The organism is Tenacibaculum singaporense (assembly GCF_003867015.1).
In the GTDB taxonomy this organism is placed as follows: domain Bacteria; phylum Bacteroidota; class Bacteroidia; order Flavobacteriales; family Flavobacteriaceae; genus Polaribacter; species Polaribacter singaporensis.
Map to the genome: position 1 here is coordinate 1265039 of NZ_CP032548.1, position 24347 is coordinate 1289385.

Below are 24347 nucleotides of genomic sequence, written 5' to 3' on the forward strand. Positions count from 1 at the left end.
TTATGAAAAAAATAATTTTACATCACTAAAAATATTAAACTTTAACAGTCTATATTTTAATCTTTTTCTTAGATTCGTGATAATAAAGTACAAAAACTGTCGTTTGTAATCTTGCATAGACAAGGTTACTAAATGTGAATTTATAGATAAATTAGTTGTAAGAAATTAGAAATATTGTAAATTGCGACACCCTTAAAAAACAGTTAAAAATACATGAAAAGTACGTTGAAATTATTTAGTTTATTAGCGATCACTGGTTTATTAATTACTTCTTGTAAGAGTAATGGAGCTAGATCGGGGAAGTCTTCATTAACTGGTTGGAACTTTAATGATCCTAATTACGGAGGTTATTTGAAGGGAGAGTACAAAGAAGGAAAAAATGTGCCGCCAGGGATGGTTCATATTGAAGGAGGTACCTTTACTATGGGATTAGTGCAAGATGATGTTATGTTTGATTGGAATACAACTCCTCAAAAAATGCATGTTCGTACTTTTTACATGGATGAAACAGAGGTGACCAATGCAGAATATGGATTATTCATGCAATATACTAAAGATGTATTTCCTCCAGAAGACCCACAGTTCAAAAATATTTACCCATCTATTTTACCTGATACATTGGTATGGAGAAAAGGTTTGGGAAATACAAACTTATTATCTGAAAGTTACTTAAGACATCCTTCATATGCAGAATATCCTGTAGTAGGGGTTAGTTGGATACAAGCCAATAAATATTGTAAGTGGCGTACTAATGCGGTTAACTTAAAAATATTAATGGATAAAGGAGTTATAAAAAATATTTTTAAGGAAGATTCAATAAGTTTTAAAGGTGAAAATAACTTTGATACTGATACTTATTTAACAGACCCTTACGCAATTTTTGACGGAGATTCTACAATTTATAAAAAAGGAATTCCAGTGCCAAGAGTAAAAGGAGAACCAAAGCCAGTAAAAGGAGCTTTTACTGGAAGACAAGTTACTTCTTCGGATGGAATTTTATCTCAAAAATTTAGATTACCTACAGAAGTAGAATGGGAATATGCTGCCAAAGCAATTTTTGAAAATCGAGAATATAATAATATTAGAGGTAGAAAGAAATATGCATGGAGTGGTAAATATACTCGTGATAGAGATAAGAGAAGAAGAGGAGATCAGTTAGCTAACTTTAAGCAAGGAAAAGGAGACTATAGTGGTATTGCAGGATGGAGTAGTGATGGGTCAGATATTCCTAATGCTGTAAGAAGTTATCCTCCTAATGCCTTTGGATTGTACGATATGTCGGGTAACGTATCTGAATGGGTACAGGATGTTTATAGACCAATTATCGATTCTGAAGCAAATGACTTTAATTATTTTAGAGGTAATATTTTTACTAAAAAGCTGATAAACGAAGAAGGTAAAGTTGTCATAGTAGGTGATGGAGAAGTTCAATACGATACTTTAGAAAATGGTAGAATTGTACCTAAAGATTTACCAGGAAGTGTTAAGTATATTCCAATTACCAAAGAAGATACTTACATGAGAAGAAATTATAACTTAGCAAATAACTCAAGTTTAGGTGATGGTGATCAAGCTTCTTCTAAGTTCTACGGACTAGATAAAGACCAATTAGATCGCACCACAAGAATGTACAACTCACCTCAAAAACCAGAAGCAGAAATCGATACTTTAGGGAATATTGTCAATAATTATAAATATGATGACAAGAGAAGAACTACATTAATTAGTGATAAGTCTAGGGTTTATAAAGGTGGTTCTTGGGCAGATAGAGAGTACTGGTTAGATCCTGCACAAAGAAGATATTTCCCAGAGTATATGGCAACAAACTATATAGGTTTTAGATGTGCTACTGATAAAATGGGACCAATGGTTTTAAACAAAAGAAAAACCGCTATACCGGATAAAGTGAAATAATAATTGAACTTAAAATTATATTAGAACCTCATTGAATCTCAATGAGGTTTTTTATTTTTACAATATGAAGATAGAAGATTTATACAAACTGTATATCACTCATGGTTTAGTAGATACAGATACTAGAAATATTAGAAAGAACACACTTTTTTTTGCTTTAAAAGGTGAAAACTTTAATGGAAATAAGTTTGCAGAAGAAGCTATTAGTAAAGGAGCTAGTTATGCAGTAATTGATGAAGCTGAGTATAAAACTTCAGAAAAACTAATTTTGGTTGAGGATGTTTTAGAAACACTTCAAGGATTAGCAAATTATCATAGAAATCAATTAAATATACCAGTTGTTGCTTTGACAGGTAGCAACGGTAAAACGACGACAAAAGAATTAATAAATGCTGTTCTTTCAATAAAGTATAATACTACTGCCACCCAAGGTAACCTTAATAATCATATTGGAGTACCGTTGACTTTGTTATCAATGAATAAAGATACAGAAATAGGTATTGTTGAGATGGGAGCTAATCATGCAAAAGAAATAGAACTTTTGTCAGAAATAGCAAATCCTGATTATGGATATATAACAAATTTTGGAAGCGCTCATTTAGAAGGTTTTGGTTCTTTAGAAGGTGTGGTAAAGGCTAAATCAGAATTATATGATTATCTGAGAGCAAAAAACAAAAAAGCTTTTGTTAACCCCAATGATGAAAAGCAGATAGCTAAAACAAAAGGGATAGAGAATATTACCTTTGAAGAAAGTATAAAGTTTATAGAGGCTAATCCATTTGTAAAGTTATCGTATAATAATATAGAGATATTAAGTAATTTAATTGGAGCCTATAATTTTGCTAACATATCGGCGGCAATAACTATTGGGAGTTACTTTAATGTAACATCAGAACAAATAAAAGAGGCAATTGAAAGTTATGTTCCTTCTAATAATAGGTCACAGGTAATAAATACACAGACTAATAAAATAATTCTAGATGCGTACAATGCTAATCCTACAAGCATGAAAGCAGCCTTAGAGAGCTTTAGTAAGCTACAAGCTAACAATAAAACAATAATTCTAGGAGATATGTTTGAGTTAGGAGAATATAGCCCAAAAGAGCATCAGGGTATCGTAAATTTGATAGAAGAATTAGATTTAGACCAAACTTTCCTTATAGGTGAGAATTTTTATAAAACAATTACCAAGCATAAAAAGTTTGAGAACTTTTATGAGTTTGAAGGGTATATAAAGAACAACCAAATAGAGAGTAGTACAATTTTAGTAAAAGGCTCTAGAGGTATGGCTTTAGAAAGAGTTGTAGCGTTTTTTTAAAAAGAATTATTTCGGTGAAAGTCAACTAAATTATCAATAGGACGTTTAATTACATCAGTAACAGATAAATTGTTTTTTGAGGCGACTTTGTCTAGTATATCTTGAAAGTAATAAGCAATTGACCCAATAAAATAAATTGGTGTTTGGTTATCCTTTTTAAAAGGAAGAATGCGGTATTTAAAAAAATCTTGGATTCCCTTTTTTATTATTTTTCTAACATATTTTTCATCTTTATACTCTAGCATGAATTTTGCAAAAGAAGCCAAATACATATTAGGATAAGGTTTTTTATACAAATTCATTTTTACAACATCAGTATCAAGATCAAAAGAAGTTTTGAATGCTGAAGCCATTCTTTTAGGCATTTTTTTGTAGTAAAAATCACGTAATAACAGTTTGCCAAAATAATTACCACTTGCTTCATCCATAATAGTGTAGCCCAATGACGGGGCTGTAGTAATCATGTTTTTTCCATCATAATAACAGCTGTTAGAGCCTGTTCCTAAAATACAGACAATTCCAGGATTCTTACCAGTACTAGCATAAACAGCAGCCAAAGTATCTTCTGAAACAGACACTGTAGCTCTTTTGAAGATGGATTTTAGAACGTTTTGTAAACTTTCTGCTGCTTTAGGACTTCCACAACCAGCTCCATAAAAATGAACCTGTAAAACATTGTTTTGTACTTTTAATAAATCATTAGCATTATTAATTGTGCTAAACATTTCGTCTTCAGTAAGAACCGATGGGTTTAATCCAAGTGTAGTTGTTCTAAAAAGTTCTTTTTTAGTATTATCAAGAGCAATCCAATCAGCTTTAGTAGATCCACCATCGGCAATTAAAATCATTTTTTTGTTTTTTATAAGCCAAATATATGTCATCAAGGATAAATAGCAATTATTTAATTTTTAAAAAATAAAAAGGAATGAAATTTGTGATAGTATAGTAAGTTTATTAGTTTAAATTTGCAGATAAATAGATATTTTACCTTATTATGTTTTTTTTCAAAAAAAAAGAAATCCCTTTAGCTGAAGTTTTTCCTGAAGGGTTTGTAGATATTCATTCACATTTACTACCAGGAATAGACGACGGGGCTAAAAATATTGATAATTCTATCTCGTTAATTTCTAAAATGCATTCCTATGGGATCAAAAACTTTGTAACAACTCCGCATGTTCTTGGAGATGTATATCCAAATTCATCTGAAACTATAAAGAATAAGCTAGAAGAAGTGAAAGTTGCTTTAAAAGAAAATGGTTTTGAAGATGTTTCAATACGAGCTGCAGCAGAGTATATGATGGATGAGCGTTTCGTAGAAAGGTTGAAGACAGATGATATTTTAGTTTTAAAAGAGAATTATGTACTTGTTGAAATGTCATATTTTAATGCCCCTTACAATTTATATGATATATTATTTGAAATACAATTAAAAGGTTATAAACCAGTTTTAGCACATCCAGAGAGATATAATTTTTATCATAATGATTTTCAGAATTTTTATAAGTTGAAGAAAGCAGGTTGTGTTTTTCAGCTCAACCTTTTGTCTTTAACCGAGCAATATGGAAAAGGAGTACAAAAAACAGCTCAAAAATTATTAAGTGAAAGTATGTATGATTTTGTAGGAACGGATACACATCATCACAATCATTTAAAGCTTTTGCAAAAGATAGGAACTGTAAAGACAAAAAAACAGATTGAAAAATTATTGGAAAATAATAAAATGTTTAAATAAAAAAAGGAAGCTTTTAAGCTTCCTTTTTTTATTACTATAAAAATTTAACTAACTAAAAATTCTTTTGTACCAAGGTTTATTTTCATCTTGATCTATTCCATACCCATAACCGTATCCATATCCATAACCGTATCCATAACCGCGTTTTAAGTCTGTATCGTTCAAAATTATTGCCAAGTTCTGCAGTTTTTTATCTTTATATAAGGTTTCTGGAATTATTAACATACGTTTGTCTAAGTAATTAGCCCTACTAACATAGAGTACAATGTCTGAGTGTTTAGCAATTAATAAAGTATCTGTTACCAAGCTCACAGGGGCAGTGTCAATTATAACATAGTCATAGTCGGATTCTAAAGTTTTGAATAGTAGCTCTATCTTATTGCTCATTAATAACTCAGCAGGGTTAGGAGGAATAGTTCCAGAAGAAATAATATCTAAATCAGGAATTTCGTCTATTGAAAACTTTAAAGAGTCTAATTTTATATCGTTAGTAAGATAGTTGGTGATTCCTTTTCTATCAGGAAGCTCTAAGTATTCTGTTATCTTAGGAGCTCTTAAATCCATTCCTACTAAAACTACTTTTTTACCAGATAAAGATAAAGAAGCAGCTAGATTAATAGAAGTAAAAGATTTACCTTCTCCACTAGTTGTAGAAGTGATGAAAATAGTTTTGCCATTATCGCTTTCTTTATTAGGGAGCATGAAGTCTAAGTTAGTTCTTATCAATCTGAAAGCCTCAGCAGCACTAGAACGTGCACTTGCATTGATAACTATTTTTTCCTTAGTTTCAGAGTGAGGGATGTCTCCTAAGAATGGTATAGAGGTTAAATCTGTTATGTCTTTTCTTGTGTGAACTTTAGTGTCTAATAAGTCTCTCAAATAAATAATAACAAAAGGAATAATTAAGCCAAAAAGTAAGGCCGCTAAATAAATAATTTTTCTTTTTGGACTTACTGGGATGTCAGAAGCATAAGCTTTATCAATAATCTTAGCATTTGGAACAGCTGTAGCTGTAAGAGAAATAGCAGTTTCCTCTTTTTTCTTTAATAAATAAGAGTATAATCCAGCAATAATCTCCTGTTGACGAGCAATATCCAAAAATTCTCTTTCCTTTGTAGGAATAGAAGATATTTTAGTATTAAATCTGCTAGCTTCACGCTGTAAGTTATTTACTTTTATTTGTAATGATCTTACAGTGTTTTCAAGACTTCTTTTTAAGGAAGCTCTAAGGCTCGAAAGGTTTTCTTGAATATCAATAAGAACGGTGTTCTTTGAACCAGCACTTTTTTCCAAACGCTTTAGTTGAGCCATTTGTTGATTGTACTCATTAATTGAATTACCTATGTTTGGATCTGATAGTCCTAAATTAGCAGGTAAGTAATCATTCTGATCAAGTTCTTTATTTAAAGATCTAGCTAAGCTTAATTCAGTTGAAGCTTCTATTAGTTTCTTACGATTTTCAGTATTGGTTTGAAGTGTTAACTGAGCTTCAGATTCAATATCAGTAATGTTATTTTTATCTTTGAAACTCTCTACATTATCATCAAGTTTTCCAAGTTCTTTAGCAACATTAGTTAAACGTTCAGTAATGAAATCATTTGTCTTTTTAGAGACTTCTTTTTTATCATTGATAGCGTCAAGATTATATTGCTTAACAAGCTCATCTAAAACATTTTCAGCTTTTTCTTTTATGGGTGACTGTAATGAAAGACTTAAGACACTAGACTTTTTACTAATAGGAGATATATTAATATTCTTTTGATAGTTGTTGATAACTTTATCAAGGGGTTTGATTGATATTTTTATATTTTTTCCTATATCTGAATCACCAAAAATTAAAGTTTTTTCTATTTGGAAACCACCTAAAGTATTACTTTTTATATTTTCACTAAAAGTATTTTCTGAAACAGTATTCCCTCCCATGTCTTTCAAACGAAATTTGTCATTGGGTAATACTTCAACATTAAAAGTGGTGTCTATTTTATGTAAAAACTTAGAAGTTGAGTCGGTTGGGATAAAGATAATCGGGGTTGTTTTATAAATTTCAGACTCTTTGATTGTACCTTCAATTAAATATTTGATATTTAAATTTAGCTCTTGAATAACATTATTTATAAGTTTTCTAGACTTTATAATTTCAATTTCATTATCAATATTTTTACCAGCCCCACCTACAATTCCTAAATCTTCAAAAGCAGCGAGTTCTTCTGATATACCTCCCTTTTTATCATTTTTTATTAAAATAGTAGTAGATGCATTATAATTAGGAGTACTGTATCTTAAATATATAAAGGCTCCTATTAAAGCTAGTATTATTCCTAAAACAAACCATTTCCAGTGAATTAAGTACTTTTCTAATTCTGCCCTAATGTTAATAGTATCGTTTTGTTCTAACTGTGGAGAATATTGTTTATTATTCATAGCTATACTATCTTGTAAGAATTGAAATTAATGAAATGATTACAGAACCTAGTGATATAAATAAGCCTGTATTCTTATTATAAGCTGCGTCTTGAGATGAAGATTTATTAGGTTCTACATACACTACATCATTTTGCTGCAGGTAGTATGCAGGAGAATTAAAAATTTTATTAGAACGTAAATCTAACTTATAACTTTTTATTTGATTATTTTCTTCTCTTTTAACTTCAATAGTTCTAATACCTGAAATGTTTAAGTCTCCAGCTAGCCCCACTGCCTCTAAAACGGAAATACGTTCATTAGGAATAGTAAATCTCCCAGGCATTTTCACATCACCCAATACTGTAATTGAAAAATTAATTATTTTAATATTAACAGTTGGATTTTTAATATAATCAGGTGAAAGTTTGTCTTTTAGCAAATCAATAGCTTCAGTTCTTGATAGTCCAGCTAACTTTAATTTTCCTAAAACAGGAAAATCAATAAAACCATTATTATCAATTAAGTAAGCTTGCTGTTGAGGGGTTCCTACAGCTCTATCTGTCGTAGTAGCAAAAGTTACAGCAGGTAAGTTAAAAGGTTTAACAGCTTCTAAGTCTAGAGCTGAAATTGTAATTTGAAGTAAATCGTCAGCTTTAAAAATAGTTTTATATGTTGTATTTGTTTTTGCTGGATCAACTTCATCTTTCTGAAAATATACAATGTCTTTTCTAGAGGCACATGAAGCTAAAGATAGGATTAGAATAGTTAAAACAATTTTTGAGAATCTTTGCATTGTTGAATTTTTTTGCGAAAGTACTAATTTAATTTTTGACAGTAGTATCTAATTTTTCGTAAATAGAATTGTTTGATATGTATTCAGGAACTATCTCCTTTATAAGTAGTACAGTTTTATGATTGTCATGTTGTTGGTTAGAAATGCATAAATTTTTAATCCTATTAATGATAAAACTGTAATCTAATTTTTGATTTTTAGCAATCATAATTTTTTCATGATAGGTTGGGGTAGTATTCTCTCCATTAGCTAAAAGTTCTTCGTATAACTTTTCCCCTGGACGTAAACCCGTAATTTTGATATCAATATCATCAGGAAATTGCAATCCTGATAAATGAATCATTCTTTTAGCTATATCATATATCTTTACAGACTTTCCCATGTCAAAAATATAAATCTCACCCCCATTACCCATTGTACCTGCTTCCAAAACTAGTCTACAAGCCTCAGGTATAGTCATAAAATAACGAGTAATATCTTTATGAGTAACAGTTAAAGGCCCTCCGTTTTCAATTTGACGTTTAAAAAGAGGTATAACTGAACCGTTAGACCCTAAAACATTACCAAAACGAGTAGTTGTAAATTTTGTTGTATGCTTATTGGAGTTACTCAAACAACTTATATACATTTCTGCAACCCGTTTTGTGGCACCCATAACATTAGTTGGGTTTACAGCTTTATCGGTTGATACCATTACAAAACGATCAACATTATGCTTGATAGACAAATCAGCAATGTTTTTTGTTCCACCAACATTTATTTTCACAGCTTCATACGGACTCATTTCCATTAAAGGAACATGTTTGTATGCTGCTGCATGAAATACTTTTTGAGGTTTAAATTCTTCAAATATTTCATTCATCCTTTTTTCGTCTCTCACATCTGCAACAATTGAAGTAAAATTTTTACGTTCTTTTTGAATTAGTTCTTGTTGAAGATCGTATAGAGGTGATTCAGATTGGTCTACTAATACTAAATGCTTATGGTTATAAATACTTAATTGGCGAGAAATTTCTGAACCAATAGATCCTGCAGCACCCGTAACTAAAATTATTTTATTATTAACTTCTCTTTTAACAATAGGGTTGTCAATTGAAATAGGTTTTCTATCTAATAAATCTTCAATTTTTACTTGTTTAATTTGATTAGCTTCTAAATCACCATCAATCCATTTAGATAAAGGAGGAACAATTTTTACTTCAACGCCTAGAGCTAATAGGTTGTCAGTAAGGTATAAGAGTTTTTCTGATTTGATATTCTGAATAGAAATAATTACTTCGTTAATATGTTTGTCCTTAACAAAACTTTTATCTATTCTTTTTCCGTCATATATCTTAATTCTATCTAACTTTTTACCTACCTTTTTCGGGTCATCATCAATGAAACCTAGAACTTCATACTTGTTTTTAGTATCTCTATTTAAAGCGCCATAAGTAATTAGGCCTGAATCTCCAGCTCCATATATTAAAACATTTGTAATAGACTTAAGTTCAGTAGAAACAATTTCATAAAAAGCCTTAAAAATAAATCGACTAACTACCAAAATAAGAACAGAAATCAAATAATGGATAATAATTATTGATTTAGGGATAGTGAAATTAGGAAATATGTTTAAAGCACTGTTAAATAATACAACGCATGCAGTGATAAATGAAAGTAAAGTAACACCAAGAAATACGTTAAAAGCATCTCTTGTTCCTGTGTGTCTAACTATACCTTTATATGAACCAACTATAAGAAAACTAATAATTGCTATAGTAGCTATAAAAGGAATTTGTATGTATAGGTTATTAATATCGAAGTTCAAACTAGCATTGAAACGTACAGTGTAGGCCAAAATGAAAGATACACAAACTAAGATAATATCTATAATTAAAACAAGCCATCTTGAAGCGTACTTATCAAAAGCTTTTAAAAAGAAACCTCTAATCATTGATGATTTTTGTTAGCGAGTAAAATTACAAAATATATGATGAAAAACTTAAAAAAACGTTAAATCTTCTTCATTTGCTGCTTCATCATCTGCATTTGCTCTTTCAGCATTCCATGCTTATCTAGTTTTTTAGCTTCTGCCATTAAGTTTGTAGCTTCTCTTTTTCTACGTTTAGTCATAGCTATCCCAGCTAATTGTAACTTAGCCATCGCTAAATCATGATCCATAGCTAGGCCTAACTTAACAGCTTTTTTCAAATACTTTTCAGCTTGGGTTATGTTTGTTTGAGATAACATAATTCCATGTAAGTAATTATAGTAACCTTCTTGCTTTCTAGTTAATGCAGCAGAAGGATTCTTAATATAACCTAACCATTTTTGAGCTCCTGCAAAGTTTTGTTTACGAAGTTGTAAAAAAGCTAAAAGAATAAACTCGTTTTTAAAGTAAAATAAAATAAATAGACCTGCAAGTAGAAGTATAGATATACCATTCATGATGTGTCCTTGTGTAAATTCATACACTGACCATACAGTTATTAAGGCAGCTAATACTAATTTTATATTTTTATTGAACATAATTGTTTTTTCTTTTTATCGGTTTGCAAAAATACATTTTTTTAACAGAAAAACTGTCAACTTATTTCTTGTAATACTTTTTGTTCTTTATCCAAGCTAGTGTCCCTAAAACAGCAACAAAAGCTATGGAATAATATACTGAAGTAGGGGTAATTACTTTATCGCCACTAGCGTAAGAGTGTAATCCTGATAAGTAGAAGTTTACTCCAAAATATGTCATCATAATGGATGCGAAAGCTAAGATAGACCATAAATTAAAAGTAAAACGCCCTCTTAAACCTGGAATCAAACGCATGTGTAATACAAAAGCATATATCATAATAGAAATTAATGCCCAAGTTTCTTTAGGGTCCCAACCCCAGTAGCGTCCCCAGCTTTCATTAGCCCACATACCGCCTAAAAAGTTACCAATGGTTAGCATTACCAAACCAACGGTTAAAGCCATTTCATTAATAACAGTTAATTCTTTAATATGTAAGTCCATTTTCTTTTTATTCTTTTCATTGGTGAAGATAATTAAGAATAAAGAGAAGATACCTAAAATCATTCCCATCGCGAACGGACCATAACTAGCAACAATTACAGATACATGAACATATAACCACCAAGAATTTAATACAGGTTGAAGGTTAGCAATTTCTGGGTCTAACCAGTTTTGGTGAGCAAACATTAAAATTACTGAAACTAAAAATGTAGTAGCAGCAATAGTTAAAGACGATTTCTTTCCAAGAATTAACCCAAATAACATGGTAGCTAAGCCAACAAAAATAATAGATTCGTAAGCGTTACTCCAAGGAGCATTTCCACTAATATACCAGCGAGCAGCTAACCCCAAAACATGAAAGACAAATAAGAAAATTACAATTCCTATTAAGACTTTTACAATATTGTTAACCCACGGTTTGTTATTGAAAATCTGTAAGAATACAAATACAATTAAAAGTAAACTTACATACCCATAGTATTTAGAAAGTTTAACAAAAATGTTTAGTTTATTATACGCTATTTCTAAATCAATTTTGTCTTTTGCAGGAATGACTTCTGATCCAAATTTTCGTTGAAACTTTTTAATTCCGTCTAAAACTTTGTTGGTTTCTGTATAGTTTCCTGATTTCTTTGAAGCTTGTAATAATTGTAAATACACAGGTAATGACTGACGTACAAATACAGAGTCAGTTCCTTTGAAATTAGCTTGTAGTGTTTCAGGTTGCGATACCCATTTGTTGTTTTCATCATTTGGAATAGGGTAGATACGTAACATACCACCTCCTAAAGCTTGAGATAATAACCATACTCTACGTTCAATTTTTATAATGTCTTTTTCAAATTTGTTTTGAATTTTTTTCTTTTCAGCTTCAACTACTAATTTGCTAATTTTAGAAGAGCCATCTTTATTATAAAAATCGATAAAACGAGCATATTCAGCATCTTCAGGAACTCCTAGAATTTCTCTAACTTGTGTATTTCCATCTTCTAGATACACAAAAGGAACATTAAGCCAAAGCATTGGGTTTTCTGTAATAGAAAGTAAAATTTGGCTAGGATCCATGTCTTTAAATTTATCCACATGAGCCACTTTTCTAACTAATTCCGAAGCAAAGGTATGAGCAGGTTTCATACGTCCGCCAGCATCTTGAATTACTAAAGAACTGAATAAATCAGCATGTTTATTATCTACTTTGTTAGCAATTAAAATAGAGTCTATTTGAGTTTCAGTAATTTGCTTAGGCTCGTGTTGTTTGTGTTGAGCAAAACCAGCTAAAGAAATAAATAAAACGATTACTGATAATTTGGTTTTTTTATTTCGAATTTTGACTAATGATTGTTTTAAATCATAAAAACGAGTGCCTTTTACAAACAAAGCGGCGGTTAAACCAAAAAATAATAAAAAGTAACCAATATAGGTAATCCAAGTTCCCCAAAAATCATGGTTTACAGATAAATGAGTTTGTTCATGCTCTCCTTCAATTTTATAACTTGATTGGAAAAACTTATATCCTCCGTAATCTAAAATATGATTCATAAAAATCCTATAGTCAAAAGTTTCATCAGGTGCTATTACGGTAATTTCACTTGCGTAAGCAGCGGCGCTTTCCGAACCAGGGTATTTTTCTAATTGAAAGTCGTTTAGTTTTATACTAAAAGGAGTTTGTAATAATTTAGAACCGTACCAAGCTCTAAAGTTTAGATCTCCAATACTAAATTGTTGCTGGTTATCAACGTTAAATTTTCCACCATAAAACTCAACACGTTTAGTTTCTCCGTTTGTAGTAACGTCAAAAATTACAGTGTCATATTTTTTATCGTCTTTTTTACCTCGTACAGTTTTTATTTCTCCCTTTTCTGGAGATTTTGGAACTACAAATTGTAATCCGTTTACGTTATGGAGTGTTAACAGCTGAAAATGTTGGGCGCTATCTTTAACTATAAGGCCTTTCTTTTGATCAGCCATTCTAAACCAATCTCCATCATTTTTAGAAATCATTTTTAAGCTACCGTCTTCGTAAAAGAAGTTAATTGAAGCCGCTTCTTTATTAGGAGCTTCAAAACCTACTAAAATGTTATGAATATTTTCAATAGTTCCTTTTTTAATGTAGTGTTCGTGCCTGCTTCCGTCAGAACTTTCTACAAAAAATAAATGTTCTGTTCCGTTTTCATCTAAAACCATTTTTGTTTCAGACCAAGGAATATAATCTACTAAATTAAAAGTGACTTCATGGTTTTTGCCTTCTTTTTTTGGTTGGAAGTTTTCTTTAAAAGTTACTGAGTTTTTACCCCAAGCAGATAAAAGTAATTTGTTAGCTGTGGTTTTTTGAAACTCACCATTATCAATAATTACATTTAAATAAGTATGTTCTGAGTAGAATTGATTAGTTGTTTCTCCTTCATCAATAACCATTAAACCTTCATAGCTAATATAACGAGTAATACCAGCGCCAATTAAGATTAAAAGAAAGGATACGTGAAATAATAATACAGACCATTTTTCTTTTTTATACAACCTATACCTAAAAATATTTCCGAAAAAGTTAATAACAAAAAATACCATTATTAACTCAAACCACCAAGTGTTGTACACTAGAGCTTTAGAAGTTTGTGTTCCATAATCGTTTTCAATAAAAGTGGCAACTCCCATGGCAATGGCAAAAGCAAAAAATAAAACAGCCATTAAACGGGTAGAGTAGAGGATATCTAAGATTTTTTTCATCAGTAAATCTGCTAAGTATAAAACGACGCAAATTTACGGATTAAAGCTTTAATTGCCTTATGAAATCAATCATTTTTAAAAGGTAAAATGTTAAATTTATGAAGGTTAATTTCCAATTCGCTCCCCCATTTTAACAAAGGTTTCCATCTTGTTTTTGGTGTTGGTTAAAATATCTTCATCAATAGTGATTTTAGAACTATTAACTAATAATACAATAGTTGAACCTCCAAAAGCAAAATACCCCATCTCATCGCCTTTTTTTACTTCAATATTTGGTGTGTAAGTTTCAATAATGCTACCAACCATGGTGGCGCCTACTGGAGCAATAATAATATCTCCTTTATCGTGTGTTTTTAAAGTGCAGTATTCTCTCTTGTTTTCACAAAACACCTTGGTGAAGTTAGTAGCTAAAGCGTAAGGTGATACTGAAAAATAGCGTCCTTTAATTTTGGTTACTTCGGAAGGAGTTCCGTCGTATGGAAAATGATATCTATGGTAATCGTTAGGGGCTAATCGAAGTATAATTAAAGAATCGTCTTTATGTTTTGTAGCTAGCTCTTTATTGTCTAGAAATTCCTCTAAGGTGAATTTTCTTCCTTTAATAAAGAAGTTATGAATATCAGAAATGTTTTTAAATGCTAACATTTTTCCGTCACCAGGAGAAATAAAGCCTTCTTCAATAGGACGAGCGTCAGGTTTTAATTTTCGATAGAAAAAATCATTGAAAGAAATATAGTCCTCAGAAGGTCTTTCTGCCTCACTCATGTCAATTTGAAGCTCTCTAACAAAACTGTTTATTTTGTTAATAGAATTGGGTTTGTTCATGAGCTTACCATACCACGATGACAAAAATTTACGTTTAACTAATGGTAATAAAGCCATTTTTCCAAACGGATTGTTGTAAAGCAATTTTAAATACCCTTCTCCAGGAGGGGTTTCGGTAATTATTTTACCTGTTTTTCTATCAATAAATTTTATTTTCATAACCGTTATTCTTCGGTACTATCAATTAAAATAGTTAACATGTCAATAGCAGCTTGTGCAATTTTAGTTCCAGGGCCAAAAACACCAACAGCACCAGCATCAAATAAGAATTGGTAATCCTGTGCGGGAATCACTCCTCCTACAATCACCATAATGTCTTCACGACCATATTTTTTAAGTTCAGCGATAACTTGAGGAACTAATGTTTTGTGTCCTGCTGCTAATGATGAAATACCTAAAATATGTACATCATTTTCTATAGCTTGTTTGGTAGCTTCTTGTGGTGTTTGGAATAGCGGACCTATATCTACATCAAAACCTAAATCAGCATAACCAGTAGCAACTACTTTAGCACCGCGATCGTGACCGTCTTGTCCTAATTTAGCAATCATAATTCGAGGACGACGCCCTTCTAATTCTGCAAACTTGTCGGCTAATTCAGTGGCTTTTTTAAATAACTCGTCGTCTTTTATTTCTTTACTATACACGCCAGATATGGTTTTATGTACTGCTTTATGACGTCCAAAAATAGTTTCAAGAGCGTCAGAAATTTCACCTAAAGTAGCTCTGTTTCTTGCAGCTTTTACTGCTAAATCTAATAAATTCCCTTCACCTGTTTTAGCAGATTCAGTTAAATCATGTAAAGTTTTATCTACTTCAGCTTGATTTCTTTTTGATTTTAAATCGTTTAGTCTGTCAATTTGAGATTGACGAACTGCTTCGTTATCTACCTCTAAAATATGTAAAGGATCCTCTTGCTCTAATTGGTATTTGTTAACACCAACAATAACATCTTGTCCACTATCGATTTTTGCTTGTTTTTTTGCAGCAGCTTCTTCTATACGCATTTTAGGAATCCCTTTTTCAATAGCTTTGGTCATTCCTCCTAATTCTTCAACTTCTTGAATTAATTCCCAAGCTTTGTTGGCAATTTCTTCGGTAAGTTTTTCTACATGATAACTACCTGCCCAGGGGTCAACCGTTTTTGTAATATGGGTTTCTTGTTGTAAATATATTTGTGTGTTACGAGCAATACGCGCTGAAAAATCAGTAGGTAAGGCAATTGCTTCGTCTAAAGCGTTGGTGTGTAAACTTTGTGTTCCTCCAAAAGCAGCAGCCATAGCTTCAATTGCAGTACGGGCTACATTGTTAAAAGGATCTTGCTCAGTTAAACTCCATCCACTAGTTTGGCAGTGAGTTCTTAATGCTAATGACTTTGGATTTTTAGGGTTAAATTGCTTTACCAATTTAGCCCATAACATTCTTCCTGCACGCATTTTGGCAATTTCCATAAAATGATTCATTCCAATAGCCCAGAAGAAAGATAAGCGAGGAGCGAAGGTGTCAATGTCCATTCCTGCTTCTAGCCCTTTTTTAATGTATTCTAATCCGTCAGCTAAAGTATAAGCCAATTCAATTTCTGCAGTAGCACCAGCTTCTTGCATATGGTACCCAGAAATAGAAATTGAATTAAACCTAGGCATATTTTCAGAAGTATATCTAAAAATATCAGCAATAATTTTCATTGATGGAGTAGGTGGATAAATGTAAGTATTACGCACCATAAACTCTTTTAAAATATCGTTTTGAATAGTTCCTGATAATAACTCAGGAGCTACACCTTGTTCTTCAGCTGCTACAATATAGAAAGCTAATATAGGTAAAACAGCTCCGTTCATAGTCATGGAAACGGACATTTTATCTAATGGTATCTGATCGAACAAAACTTTCATGTCTTCCACAGAATCTATAGCAACACCTGCTTTTCCAACATCACCTTGTACACGCTCATGGTCTGAATCGTAACCACGGTGTGTGGCTAAATCGAAAGCAACTGATAATCCTTTTTGACCAGCAGCTAAATTTCTACGATAAAAGGCGTTACTTTCTTCGGCGGTAGAAAAACCTGCGTATTGACGAATTGTCCAAGGTCTACGAACATACATGGTAGAGTAAGGTCCACGTAAGTTAGGTGCAATACCAGCAACAAAATCTTCGTGTTTGAAGTTTTTGCTTTGCTGTTCTTGGCTTTTATCTATTTGTATGTTTGATATATCTTTTCTACTCATTTTCTAAACGTTCTTGTTCTAGCTTTTCAGCTAATCGTTTTTGAATAATAGGTTGAATTAGTGTTTTTTCGTTACGAATTTTCAAGAAAGGTGAAACTTCTAAATCGTTTTTCATCTTGTCATTTTCGTTTTGAATTTTGTTTGTTCCAAGTAAAACTAATTCTCCTGAGTCAAATAATTGTTGTTCTTTATCTGCAGACTCTTTTATTTTTCGTTGAATGACTCCTTCTTTTAATTGTTTTAAGAAACCACCGCCTTTTTCTATTAATTTAAAAACTTCTAGTGCTTTTTGGGCAAGTTGTTGAGTAATTGTTTCAATGTAGTATGCACCGTCGGCAATATTTTGAGCTTCTGCTAACTCGCTTTCTTGCTGTAGAATTAATAGTTGATTTCTTGATATACGTTCTCCAAACTCGTTTGGTTGATGAAAAATCTTATCGTAAGAGTTATTGGCTACAGTATTTGTTCCTCCTAGAATAGCGCTCATGCACTCAGAGGTAGTGCGTAGCATGTTTACATTGTAGTCGTATATAGTTTTGTTACGTGAACTTGGTTGTGTGAAAATATGAGCAGTTGCTTCGGTATTGTATTCTTTTAAAAGAGCATTCCATAAAACTCTAAAAGCTCTTAGTTTGGCAATTTCAAAAAAGTAATTACTTCCTACAGAAAAATTAAAGTGAATATTGTTTGCGATTGAGCTTCCAAAATGATTCAAGTATTCGTTTGCGTGTGCAAGTGCATATGCTAATTGTTGAACGATGGTTGCTCCTGCATTTTGATAAATGGAAGCATTAACGCAAATAGCATTTTGAGTAGCTTTTGCTATTTCTTCTAATTGTGTATGATCACTTTTAAGATTAGAGTACCAGTTTCCTGAGCTAGCTAAGTTTCCTATAATGTCTGTATTGAAGTAGCACTTGTCCGAGTTTGTGAAATCAGCTAGTTTTTTTACAAATTGTGATGATAAAAAATTAAAAGTAAAGTAAAGTAAGGTTTTTTGAGTGTCAATTCCTTTTAATAAGGTGTTGTAGTCAAACTCTTTTCTTGCGTTGAATTGTATGGCGTTTGCTCCTCTTTGAATTGAGTCGATAGCAAATGCATTTGCTTCTTCTTCGTTTTCAATGTTAATAGATTGACAAATAGCAAAACCTTTATGTGGAGTGTTAATCTTAATATTGGTTCTGTCTTCTTTAGTGTAAAAAGGTTTTACGGTAATACCTTCTTCAGTTTTCCATAAAAGTGTATCGTTATAATCGGCACCTTTAAGGTCTACTTGTATTTTTTGTTTCCATTCTGCAGGGGTAACACCTTGAAATTCGTCAAATAAATAGTTACTCATTACTTTTTTATGGTATCAAATTCAATAATATAAATATCTTCATCTTCTTTCTTCATTAAGTACTTTTCTCTAGCATAGCGTTCTAGTTGAAGAGAGTCTTGTAGTTGTTGAATGGTTTTTTTGTCTTTCTTGATTTTTTTTTCATGATAATCAATCCAGCTCTTTAGTTCATTAATTTCTTTATTAAACTCTCTATGGGTAAGGTAAGAGTTTTCATCAAAAAAAAGCATCCAAACCACAAATACAGTGAGTATAATCACGTAAATATTAGTGGCTATTTTAAAGGAAGGTTTGTTTTTTATTGATTTAAAACTCATGTTATAAACGGTCGTTAATTACAGTTCTTACAATGTCTATAGCTACAGTATTATATCTATCGTTAGGTATAATAATATCGGCGTAATTTTTTGTAGGTTCAATAAATTGCTGATGCATAGGTTTTAAAGTACTTTGATAGCGGTTTAAAACTTCATCAACATCTCTACCTCGTTCTTTAATATCTCTTCTTACACGTCTAATTAAGCGTTCGTCAGCATCAGCGTGAACAAAAACTTTTATATCACACAAGTTACGAAGTTCTTTGCTATTAAAAATCAAAATACCTTCAATTATAATAACTTTTCTGGGGTGTGTTTTTATGGTGTCTTTGGTTCTGTTGTGAGCAACGAATGAATATACTGGTTGTTCTATAATGCATCCATTTTTTAGTTCAGTTAAATGTTCAACCATTAAGTCAAAATCGATTGCTCTAGGATGGTCAAAATTTATCTTAGTACGTTCTTCGTAAGTTAGGTTGTCTGTTTGTTTGTAGTAAGAATCTTGAGAAATAACGCAAACTTCATCTGCAGGAAGCTCGTTAATAATTTGGTTTACTACCGTGGTTTTTCCACTCCCTGTACCTCCAGCAATACCAATAACAAATATATTTTTCATTAAGTTTTTGTAAAAATAGAGTTATGACAAATTTAGCAAAATAAGTGCATAAAAAAAGCGCTAACTTTTTGTTAGCGCTTTTAGTTTTGAGCCGATGGAGGGACTCGAACCCACGACCTGCTGATTACAAATCAGCTGCTCTAGCCAGCTGAGCTACATCGGCGTTTGCCTCAAAAGCGTGGCAAATATATAATGTTTTTTGAAACTGAAAAAACTTTTTTTAAAAATTTTTGAAAGGTGTTTTTTGTAATGATTTTAGAAGTTTTTTAAGTTGTTGAATTTTAGTTTGTTTTGATTATTTAGGGAGGTTGAATTTTTTTGAAAAAAAATAAAAGAAGTCGGGATGAGTGGATTCGAACCACCGATCTCTGGTCCCCCAGACCAGCACTTTAACCGGACTAAGCTACATCCCGATGTTACAAATATATTTAAAAAAGAAAAGTTCTAAGTAAATTTACTTAGAACTTTATCAAGAATAAATATTATAATGAGAGTGGTAGTTGATGAAACTACTATTCTTATGTATATATCATAAACGAGCTTAAAGGTTGTTTATTGTTTAAGCTGTTAAAGGTTTTCCTTTTAAACGTTTTTCAATACGTTGTTTTACAGCTGTTAAACGCTTCATTAAGTCCATTAACGTACTGTCTTTTGTTTGTTTATATACCTCATTAATCTCTAGAATCAGAGCTTTTGCTTCTCTAGAGGCTAGTATTCTATCACTAGTAGTAACAAATTTGAATTTTCTGTTTTCAAATTCTTCTGCCTTATTGATTAATTCTGAATTCATAAAATTTACCAATTTAATTTAAAATTTCTTTATTAGGTTTTGTCTGATAAAAGATAAATGCCTAAAAATAACTGGGGCGGCAAATATATGGGAAACTTTCTGTTTGCAAAGAAACAAGCTCATCAATTTGTTTTATTATTTAATAAGTTTTTCTTATAAGGTAAAAAGTCTTTTTTACATTATCTAATATCAGTCATAAATATTATCTATGAATATAAATGTAACGATTTTATTTTGTTATTTCAAATTATTAATAGAAAATTAACAGTTTTGACCTCTTTATTTAGTGATTTTTTAAGGAATAGTGGTGCTTTGGTTGTAATACAGTATTTTTGTGTTAACAGATGTATAAATACCAATATGAAAAAACTACTATTATTAATTTTTACTGTTTCAATATTGTCTTGCAACAGTCAAGGAAAGAGAGCTGTCTTAGGAGAATCTGATTTTCAAAAAGAAATGAATACTAAGTTTAAAGATGCTTCTAGGTCACCGCTTACCAAAAAAGGATTAAAGAACTTTAAAGGATTGGATTTTTTTCCTATCGATAAAAAGTATACTGTAAATGCAGAATTAGTAAAAACACCAGATGCCCCTATTTTTGATTTTCCAACAACGACCGATAGGGTAGCTATGTATAAAAAATATGGAATTTTGTCTTTTTCTATTGATGGGAAAGATTTTAAACTTGCTATTTACCAAGATGTAAATCCTAAACCTGAATATGCGAATCATTTGTTTTTACCGTTTTTAGATAATACAAATGGAAAAACATCTTATAAAGGTGGTCGTTTTATAGATATTTATACAACAGATATACGGGAAGATGGAACTGTAGAGGTTGACTTTAATAAAGCTTATAACCCTTACTGTACTTATAGTGATAGGTATTCTTGTCCAATTACACCAAGTGATAATTACCTAAATACAGAAATTAAAGCAGGGGTAATGGCATATAAGGAACCTAAATAAATAAAAAAGTCCTGCAATTGCAGGACTCTTTTATTTTGAAGGAGGTGTTAAACCTTCTTCACTGTCTTGTTTAATTGCTTTTATTAACGAATCTAAATATGGTTTTCTTACCTTGAGTTTAGTTTCTTTATGTGCTTTCTTGTTTAGTTTAGAAAACATCTCTGCAGCCTTTATAGCTGTTGGTAGTAAGTGTTCTTGAGGAACAACTTTATCTAAAAATCCAGCAGTAATAGCTTCTTTAGGATTATATATTTCAGAGCAGTTAACACTTCTTTCAAAATAAACAGGGGTTAAACGTGCTTTAGCTATTTCAATACCGGCATTGTGCATGGTCATACCGATTAAAACTTCATTTAATCCAATTTTAAAATCACCTTCAATTCCCAGTCTGTAATCGACAGATAGAAGTAAGAAAGCTCCTTTAGCTACTGCATGTCCAGAACAAGCTGCAATTATAGGGTAAGGAAAAGACAACATTCTGTGCGATAAATTAGATCCTTTGGTAACCAATTCTAAAGCTGACTCAGGAGATTGAGTCATGCTTTTTAAGTCGTAACCAGCAGAGAATATTCCTGGTTGTCCTGTTAGTATTACTGGTTTTTCTTCTTTTTCAGCTTTGTCAAAAGAGGTGTTTAAAGCATCAATCACTTCATGAGAAATAGCATTAGCTTTTCCGTTAGTAATAGTGATAATTACGTGATTTTCTTCTGATTTGTATTGTATAAGTTCACTCATTTGTTATATAAATTTACTCACAAAGTGAGATTTGTTTTAAGGGTAAAGTATTGTTTAAATAGATTGTGCATTCGTCCAAAAATAATTTACTAAGTAAATTCCTGCGAAAACAGCTAAAAATCCGATGATAAAGCTAGCAACAGTGTATAGCGCAAAAGAGGCGAAATCTCCAGACTTTAGAAAGATATGATTTTCATAGGCAAAGGTTGAGAAAGTGGTAAATCCACCGCAGAAGCCAGTAGCTAATAATAAAGTGTGGTTTTGTGTTATGGTTTCGTTTTTGGTGGCAAGTCCTAAAATAATTCCAATAAGTAAGCTACCAAGAATGTTGGCAGCAAAAGTTCCGTACGGAATTCCTGTTTGAGAGCTATTTAGAGCTTTTCCGATAATATATCGTAAAACGCTTCCTGCTCCACCACCTATAAAAACTAATAATAATTGTTTCACAAAAGTACTTTTGGGTTAATAGCTAAATTTTACTCTTTTGTTAAACGAGATATTATAAGAATCTCTACAAGAGCTTTTCATATCATTGCGAAAATAAGAAAACCTCACAAATTTGTGAGGTTTTAATTATGAATAAGTTGTAATTAGGTTCTATTCTATAGGGTAATAAATGTCTGTTTGAATTTCTTCGGGTTTAATCGTCGTAGGGTCATTTACATATAGTTCCCAAATAGGCCAATTTTGTTTGAGATTATTTTCTTTTAAGTACGTATCGATTTTCATATGTGCTTCGTAATCACCATCACCATAATTACCAAACTTAGAAATCATAACACTATTACCAGCAGGGAGATTAATAGTTTTCATTCCCTTGTCTGGTGTAATAGGTTTGTGTAGTAAAAGGCCTATATAAAACTCTGTTTCGTTATTGGTTTCATCGTACTTGGTGTAAACAGCAGCAGGAATAAAATCGCCTTCACTTAATCCACTTTTAATAGCGTACGTACCTGCTTTTGGCATATCTTGCATAAATAATTTAGTCATTTCTTCATGATTAATTCTTGTTTTATGCGGATAACCGATAAAAACTTTCTCAGTAAGCTTTTTAGTTATTACTTGACTTGTAGAAAATTTAGGAGCTGTAGGAATAGTCTCTAAAACTAATTTTTCAAGATTGTTAAGTCCTTTTTCTTCCATAGGACCAAACATATTGTCCCAACTTCCAGATAAGGCTGCAAAAAATTTGAAAATAAAAGGATTGTTATCAGCTTTCATTCCCCAAGTTACTTTTGTGCCCTCAGGCACTTCTTCAAACGTCCAATAAATATCTCCAGGTTCATAATCACCAAATGATATTTTTTGGTTGATAGATTTGTTGGGAACTACTGCAACAGTTTCCATTTTTCCAGAACCATCTTTACTTGTCCAGCTGTCAGATGCGCCAACTCCTACAGTTTTGTTTCCATAAGTAACTACAATAGTGGTGTCTTCTTCATGCCAGGGGCCCCATTTCTCCCATGTTTTTAGGTCGTTAACGGTGTTAAAAACATGACCTACTGGAGCTTTGATAATCTTGCTCCTATTTACATCATAACTGCTAGAAAAAGTAGCTACGTAAATGAGGAATATAACAATTAAGGTAACAAGTAGTAGAAAAAAATACTTTATAAACTTCATGATTATAATTTTTGGTTTAGTTATAAAGTTAATGATTTTTAGGTTGTTATCTATAGTTTTACGTCATCGGCGTCTGTCCAGTTCCATTTTCCTGCAATGATTCCTCTTTTTACGGTAACAATGCCGGGGTTTGCCCTAATTACAGTTTTTAAAGCAGTTTCATCACAAAAGCCAAAAGTGTAAGGTAGTCCGTATTCTTTTTGGGTTGCGGCTAAGTCTTCAATATAAGAAGCAGTTAAGACGTAAATTTCATAACCTTGTTCGCTAGCTTGTTTTGCAATCTTAGAAACATCAGCAATACCATCTTTTTCTGTTTTCTTTAAATTAGACATAATAACAAGCATTGCTTTTTCTTTTGCAAGCATTTCTTCTAACTTGTCTCCTTCGTCTGTCTCTATCATGAAATCATGTATAGGAGGAAGCTCGTCGCTATCTTCTGGATATTCCATTCCTTTAGCAATATCTGTACCTATAGAATAAGCTCTAAAATCAATAATTGGTAAATGTTGTAAAACATAGTAAGTTACAATTAGTGCTAAAAAAACAGAGCTAAAGGTTGTTAAAGAAGAAAACTTATTTGAAACTAAAGGTTTAATGTGTTTAACACCTAAAATAAGAATCACGATAAAAACCATAAAAACAACATTCTTGTAAAATGTTTCTTTAGGTGTAAGTTTTAAAGCGTCACCAAAACATCCACAATCTGTAACTTTGTTGTAGGTATAAGAGTACCAAGTTAAAAATAAGAAAATTAGGTTTAAACCAAATAAGCTCCAAACAGTAAGTTTAGGTTTGTAACCTACTAAAAGCATAATACCTAAAACCAATTCGGTAACAATTAAAAGAATTGAAAAAGGTAAAGCGAAAGGAATTAAGAATTCTAAATTTAAGACATCGGCGCCAAAATATTCTTCAAATTTATATTGAGATCCGATTGGATCTACCAATTTTACAAATCCAGAGTAAATAAAAAGAAGTCCTACAAGTACTCTTGAAATATGAGTTAGCATTTTTAAAATCATAGGG

At 31.5% G+C, this 24347-nt stretch carries 20 protein-coding genes and 2 tRNA genes; 4 read left to right on the plus strand and 18 right to left on the minus strand.

Annotated features, from left to right (window positions below; all coding sequences use genetic code 11):
- Positions 1-213 precede the first annotated feature (213 nt).
- Positions 214-1914: a gliding motility lipoprotein GldJ gene (gene gldJ / locus D6T69_RS05770; RefSeq protein WP_125066863.1), complete on the plus strand. Its 1701-nt coding sequence runs from the start codon at positions 214-216 to the stop codon at positions 1912-1914.
- Positions 1915-1978: 64 nt separating this feature from the next.
- On the plus strand, positions 1979-3232 hold the full coding sequence (locus D6T69_RS05775) for a UDP-N-acetylmuramoyl-tripeptide--D-alanyl-D-alanine ligase (RefSeq protein WP_125066864.1): 1254 nt from the start codon (positions 1979-1981) through the stop codon (positions 3230-3232).
- On the opposite strand, the gene D6T69_RS05780 is transcribed toward D6T69_RS05775, so the two are convergent.
- A complete protein-coding gene (locus tag D6T69_RS05780; RefSeq protein WP_125066865.1) occupies positions 3229-4080 on the minus strand; it encodes an N-acetylglucosamine kinase in 852 nt (283 codons plus the stop codon). The two genes, D6T69_RS05775 and D6T69_RS05780, sit on opposite strands and share 4 nt — an antisense overlap.
- A 146-nt stretch (positions 4081-4226) precedes the next feature.
- On the opposite strand from D6T69_RS05780, the gene D6T69_RS05785 reads away from it, so the two are divergent.
- Positions 4227-4964: a tyrosine-protein phosphatase gene (locus tag D6T69_RS05785; protein ID WP_125066866.1), complete on the plus strand. Its 738-nt coding sequence runs from the start codon at positions 4227-4229 to the stop codon at positions 4962-4964.
- Positions 4965-5012: 48 nt separating this feature from the next.
- On the opposite strand, the gene D6T69_RS05790 is transcribed toward D6T69_RS05785, so the two are convergent.
- The 13 genes from D6T69_RS05790 to D6T69_RS05850 form a co-directional block, all read right to left on the minus strand.
- Positions 5013-7385: a GumC family protein gene (locus D6T69_RS05790; protein ID WP_125066867.1), complete on the minus strand. Its 2373-nt coding sequence runs from the start codon at positions 7383-7385 to the stop codon at positions 5013-5015.
- A gap of 7 nt (positions 7386-7392) precedes the next feature.
- On the minus strand, positions 7393-8160 hold the full coding sequence (locus D6T69_RS05795; RefSeq protein ID WP_125066868.1) for a polysaccharide biosynthesis/export family protein: 768 nt from the start codon (positions 8158-8160) through the stop codon (positions 7393-7395).
- A gap of 28 nt (positions 8161-8188) precedes the next feature.
- A complete protein-coding gene (locus D6T69_RS05800) occupies positions 8189-10093 on the minus strand; it encodes a polysaccharide biosynthesis protein (protein WP_125066869.1) in 1905 nt (634 codons plus the stop codon).
- 59 nt (positions 10094-10152) lie between these two features.
- Positions 10153-10668, minus strand: a complete 516-nt coding sequence (locus D6T69_RS05805) for a DUF2892 domain-containing protein (protein WP_125066870.1) — start codon at positions 10666-10668, stop codon at positions 10153-10155.
- Between the two features lie 61 nt (positions 10669-10729).
- Positions 10730-13876: a cytochrome c biogenesis protein CcsA gene (gene ccsA, locus D6T69_RS05810; protein ID WP_125066871.1), complete on the minus strand. Its 3147-nt coding sequence runs from the start codon at positions 13874-13876 to the stop codon at positions 10730-10732.
- A 105-nt stretch (positions 13877-13981) separates the two neighbouring features.
- Positions 13982-14860, minus strand: a complete 879-nt coding sequence (locus D6T69_RS05815) for a phosphatidylserine decarboxylase (RefSeq protein WP_164506691.1) — start codon at positions 14858-14860, stop codon at positions 13982-13984.
- Between the two features lie 5 nt (positions 14861-14865).
- Positions 14866-16929 carry a methylmalonyl-CoA mutase gene (gene scpA / locus D6T69_RS05820; RefSeq protein WP_125066873.1) on the minus strand — a complete coding sequence of 688 codons (2064 nt, stop codon included), beginning with the start codon at positions 16927-16929 and terminating at the stop codon, positions 14866-14868.
- Positions 16922-18268, minus strand: coding sequence for a methylmalonyl-CoA mutase subunit beta (locus D6T69_RS05825; protein WP_125066874.1), 1347 nt, complete (start codon positions 18266-18268; stop codon positions 16922-16924). Before D6T69_RS05825 ends, scpA begins: the two co-directional genes overlap by 8 nt.
- Positions 18268-18585: an FtsB family cell division protein gene (locus D6T69_RS05830; protein WP_121148165.1), complete on the minus strand. Its 318-nt coding sequence runs from the start codon at positions 18583-18585 to the stop codon at positions 18268-18270. Before D6T69_RS05830 ends, D6T69_RS05825 begins: the two co-directional genes overlap by 1 nt.
- A gap of 1 nt (position 18586) precedes the next feature.
- A complete protein-coding gene (gene udk / locus D6T69_RS05835; protein ID WP_125069188.1) occupies positions 18587-19192 on the minus strand; it encodes a uridine kinase in 606 nt (201 codons plus the stop codon).
- A gap of 98 nt (positions 19193-19290) precedes the next feature.
- Positions 19291-19364: transfer RNA gene (locus D6T69_RS05840), tRNA-Thr, on the minus strand.
- Between the two features lie 175 nt (positions 19365-19539).
- Positions 19540-19614: transfer RNA gene (locus D6T69_RS05845), tRNA-Pro, on the minus strand.
- A gap of 146 nt (positions 19615-19760) precedes the next feature.
- Positions 19761-19991 (minus strand): hypothetical protein, encoded by a 231-nt coding sequence (locus D6T69_RS05850; protein WP_125066875.1) that lies wholly within the window; start codon positions 19989-19991, stop codon positions 19761-19763.
- A gap of 360 nt (positions 19992-20351) precedes the next feature.
- Here D6T69_RS05850 and D6T69_RS05855 point away from each other — a divergent pair, with 360 nt between their 5' ends.
- Positions 20352-20963 (plus strand): DUF1684 domain-containing protein, encoded by a 612-nt coding sequence (locus D6T69_RS05855; protein ID WP_125066876.1) that lies wholly within the window; start codon positions 20352-20354, stop codon positions 20961-20963.
- Between the two features lie 30 nt (positions 20964-20993).
- On the opposite strand, the gene D6T69_RS05860 is transcribed toward D6T69_RS05855, so the two are convergent.
- The 4 genes from D6T69_RS05860 to D6T69_RS05875 form a co-directional block, all read right to left on the minus strand.
- Positions 20994-21698: a crotonase/enoyl-CoA hydratase family protein gene (locus D6T69_RS05860; RefSeq protein ID WP_125066877.1), complete on the minus strand. Its 705-nt coding sequence runs from the start codon at positions 21696-21698 to the stop codon at positions 20994-20996.
- Positions 21699-21752: 54 nt separating this feature from the next.
- Positions 21753-22145, minus strand: a complete 393-nt coding sequence (gene crcB, locus D6T69_RS05865) for a fluoride efflux transporter CrcB (protein ID WP_125066878.1) — start codon at positions 22143-22145, stop codon at positions 21753-21755.
- A gap of 150 nt (positions 22146-22295) precedes the next feature.
- The gene (locus D6T69_RS05870; RefSeq protein WP_125066879.1) at positions 22296-23321 is read right to left on the minus strand and encodes a GyrI-like domain-containing protein; all 1026 of its coding nucleotides are present in this window, start codon (positions 23319-23321) and stop codon (positions 22296-22298) included.
- Between the two features lie 50 nt (positions 23322-23371).
- The gene (locus D6T69_RS05875) at positions 23372-24343 is read right to left on the minus strand and encodes a BT_3928 family protein (RefSeq protein ID WP_125066880.1); all 972 of its coding nucleotides are present in this window, start codon (positions 24341-24343) and stop codon (positions 23372-23374) included.
- Positions 24344-24347: the final 4 nt, after the last annotated feature.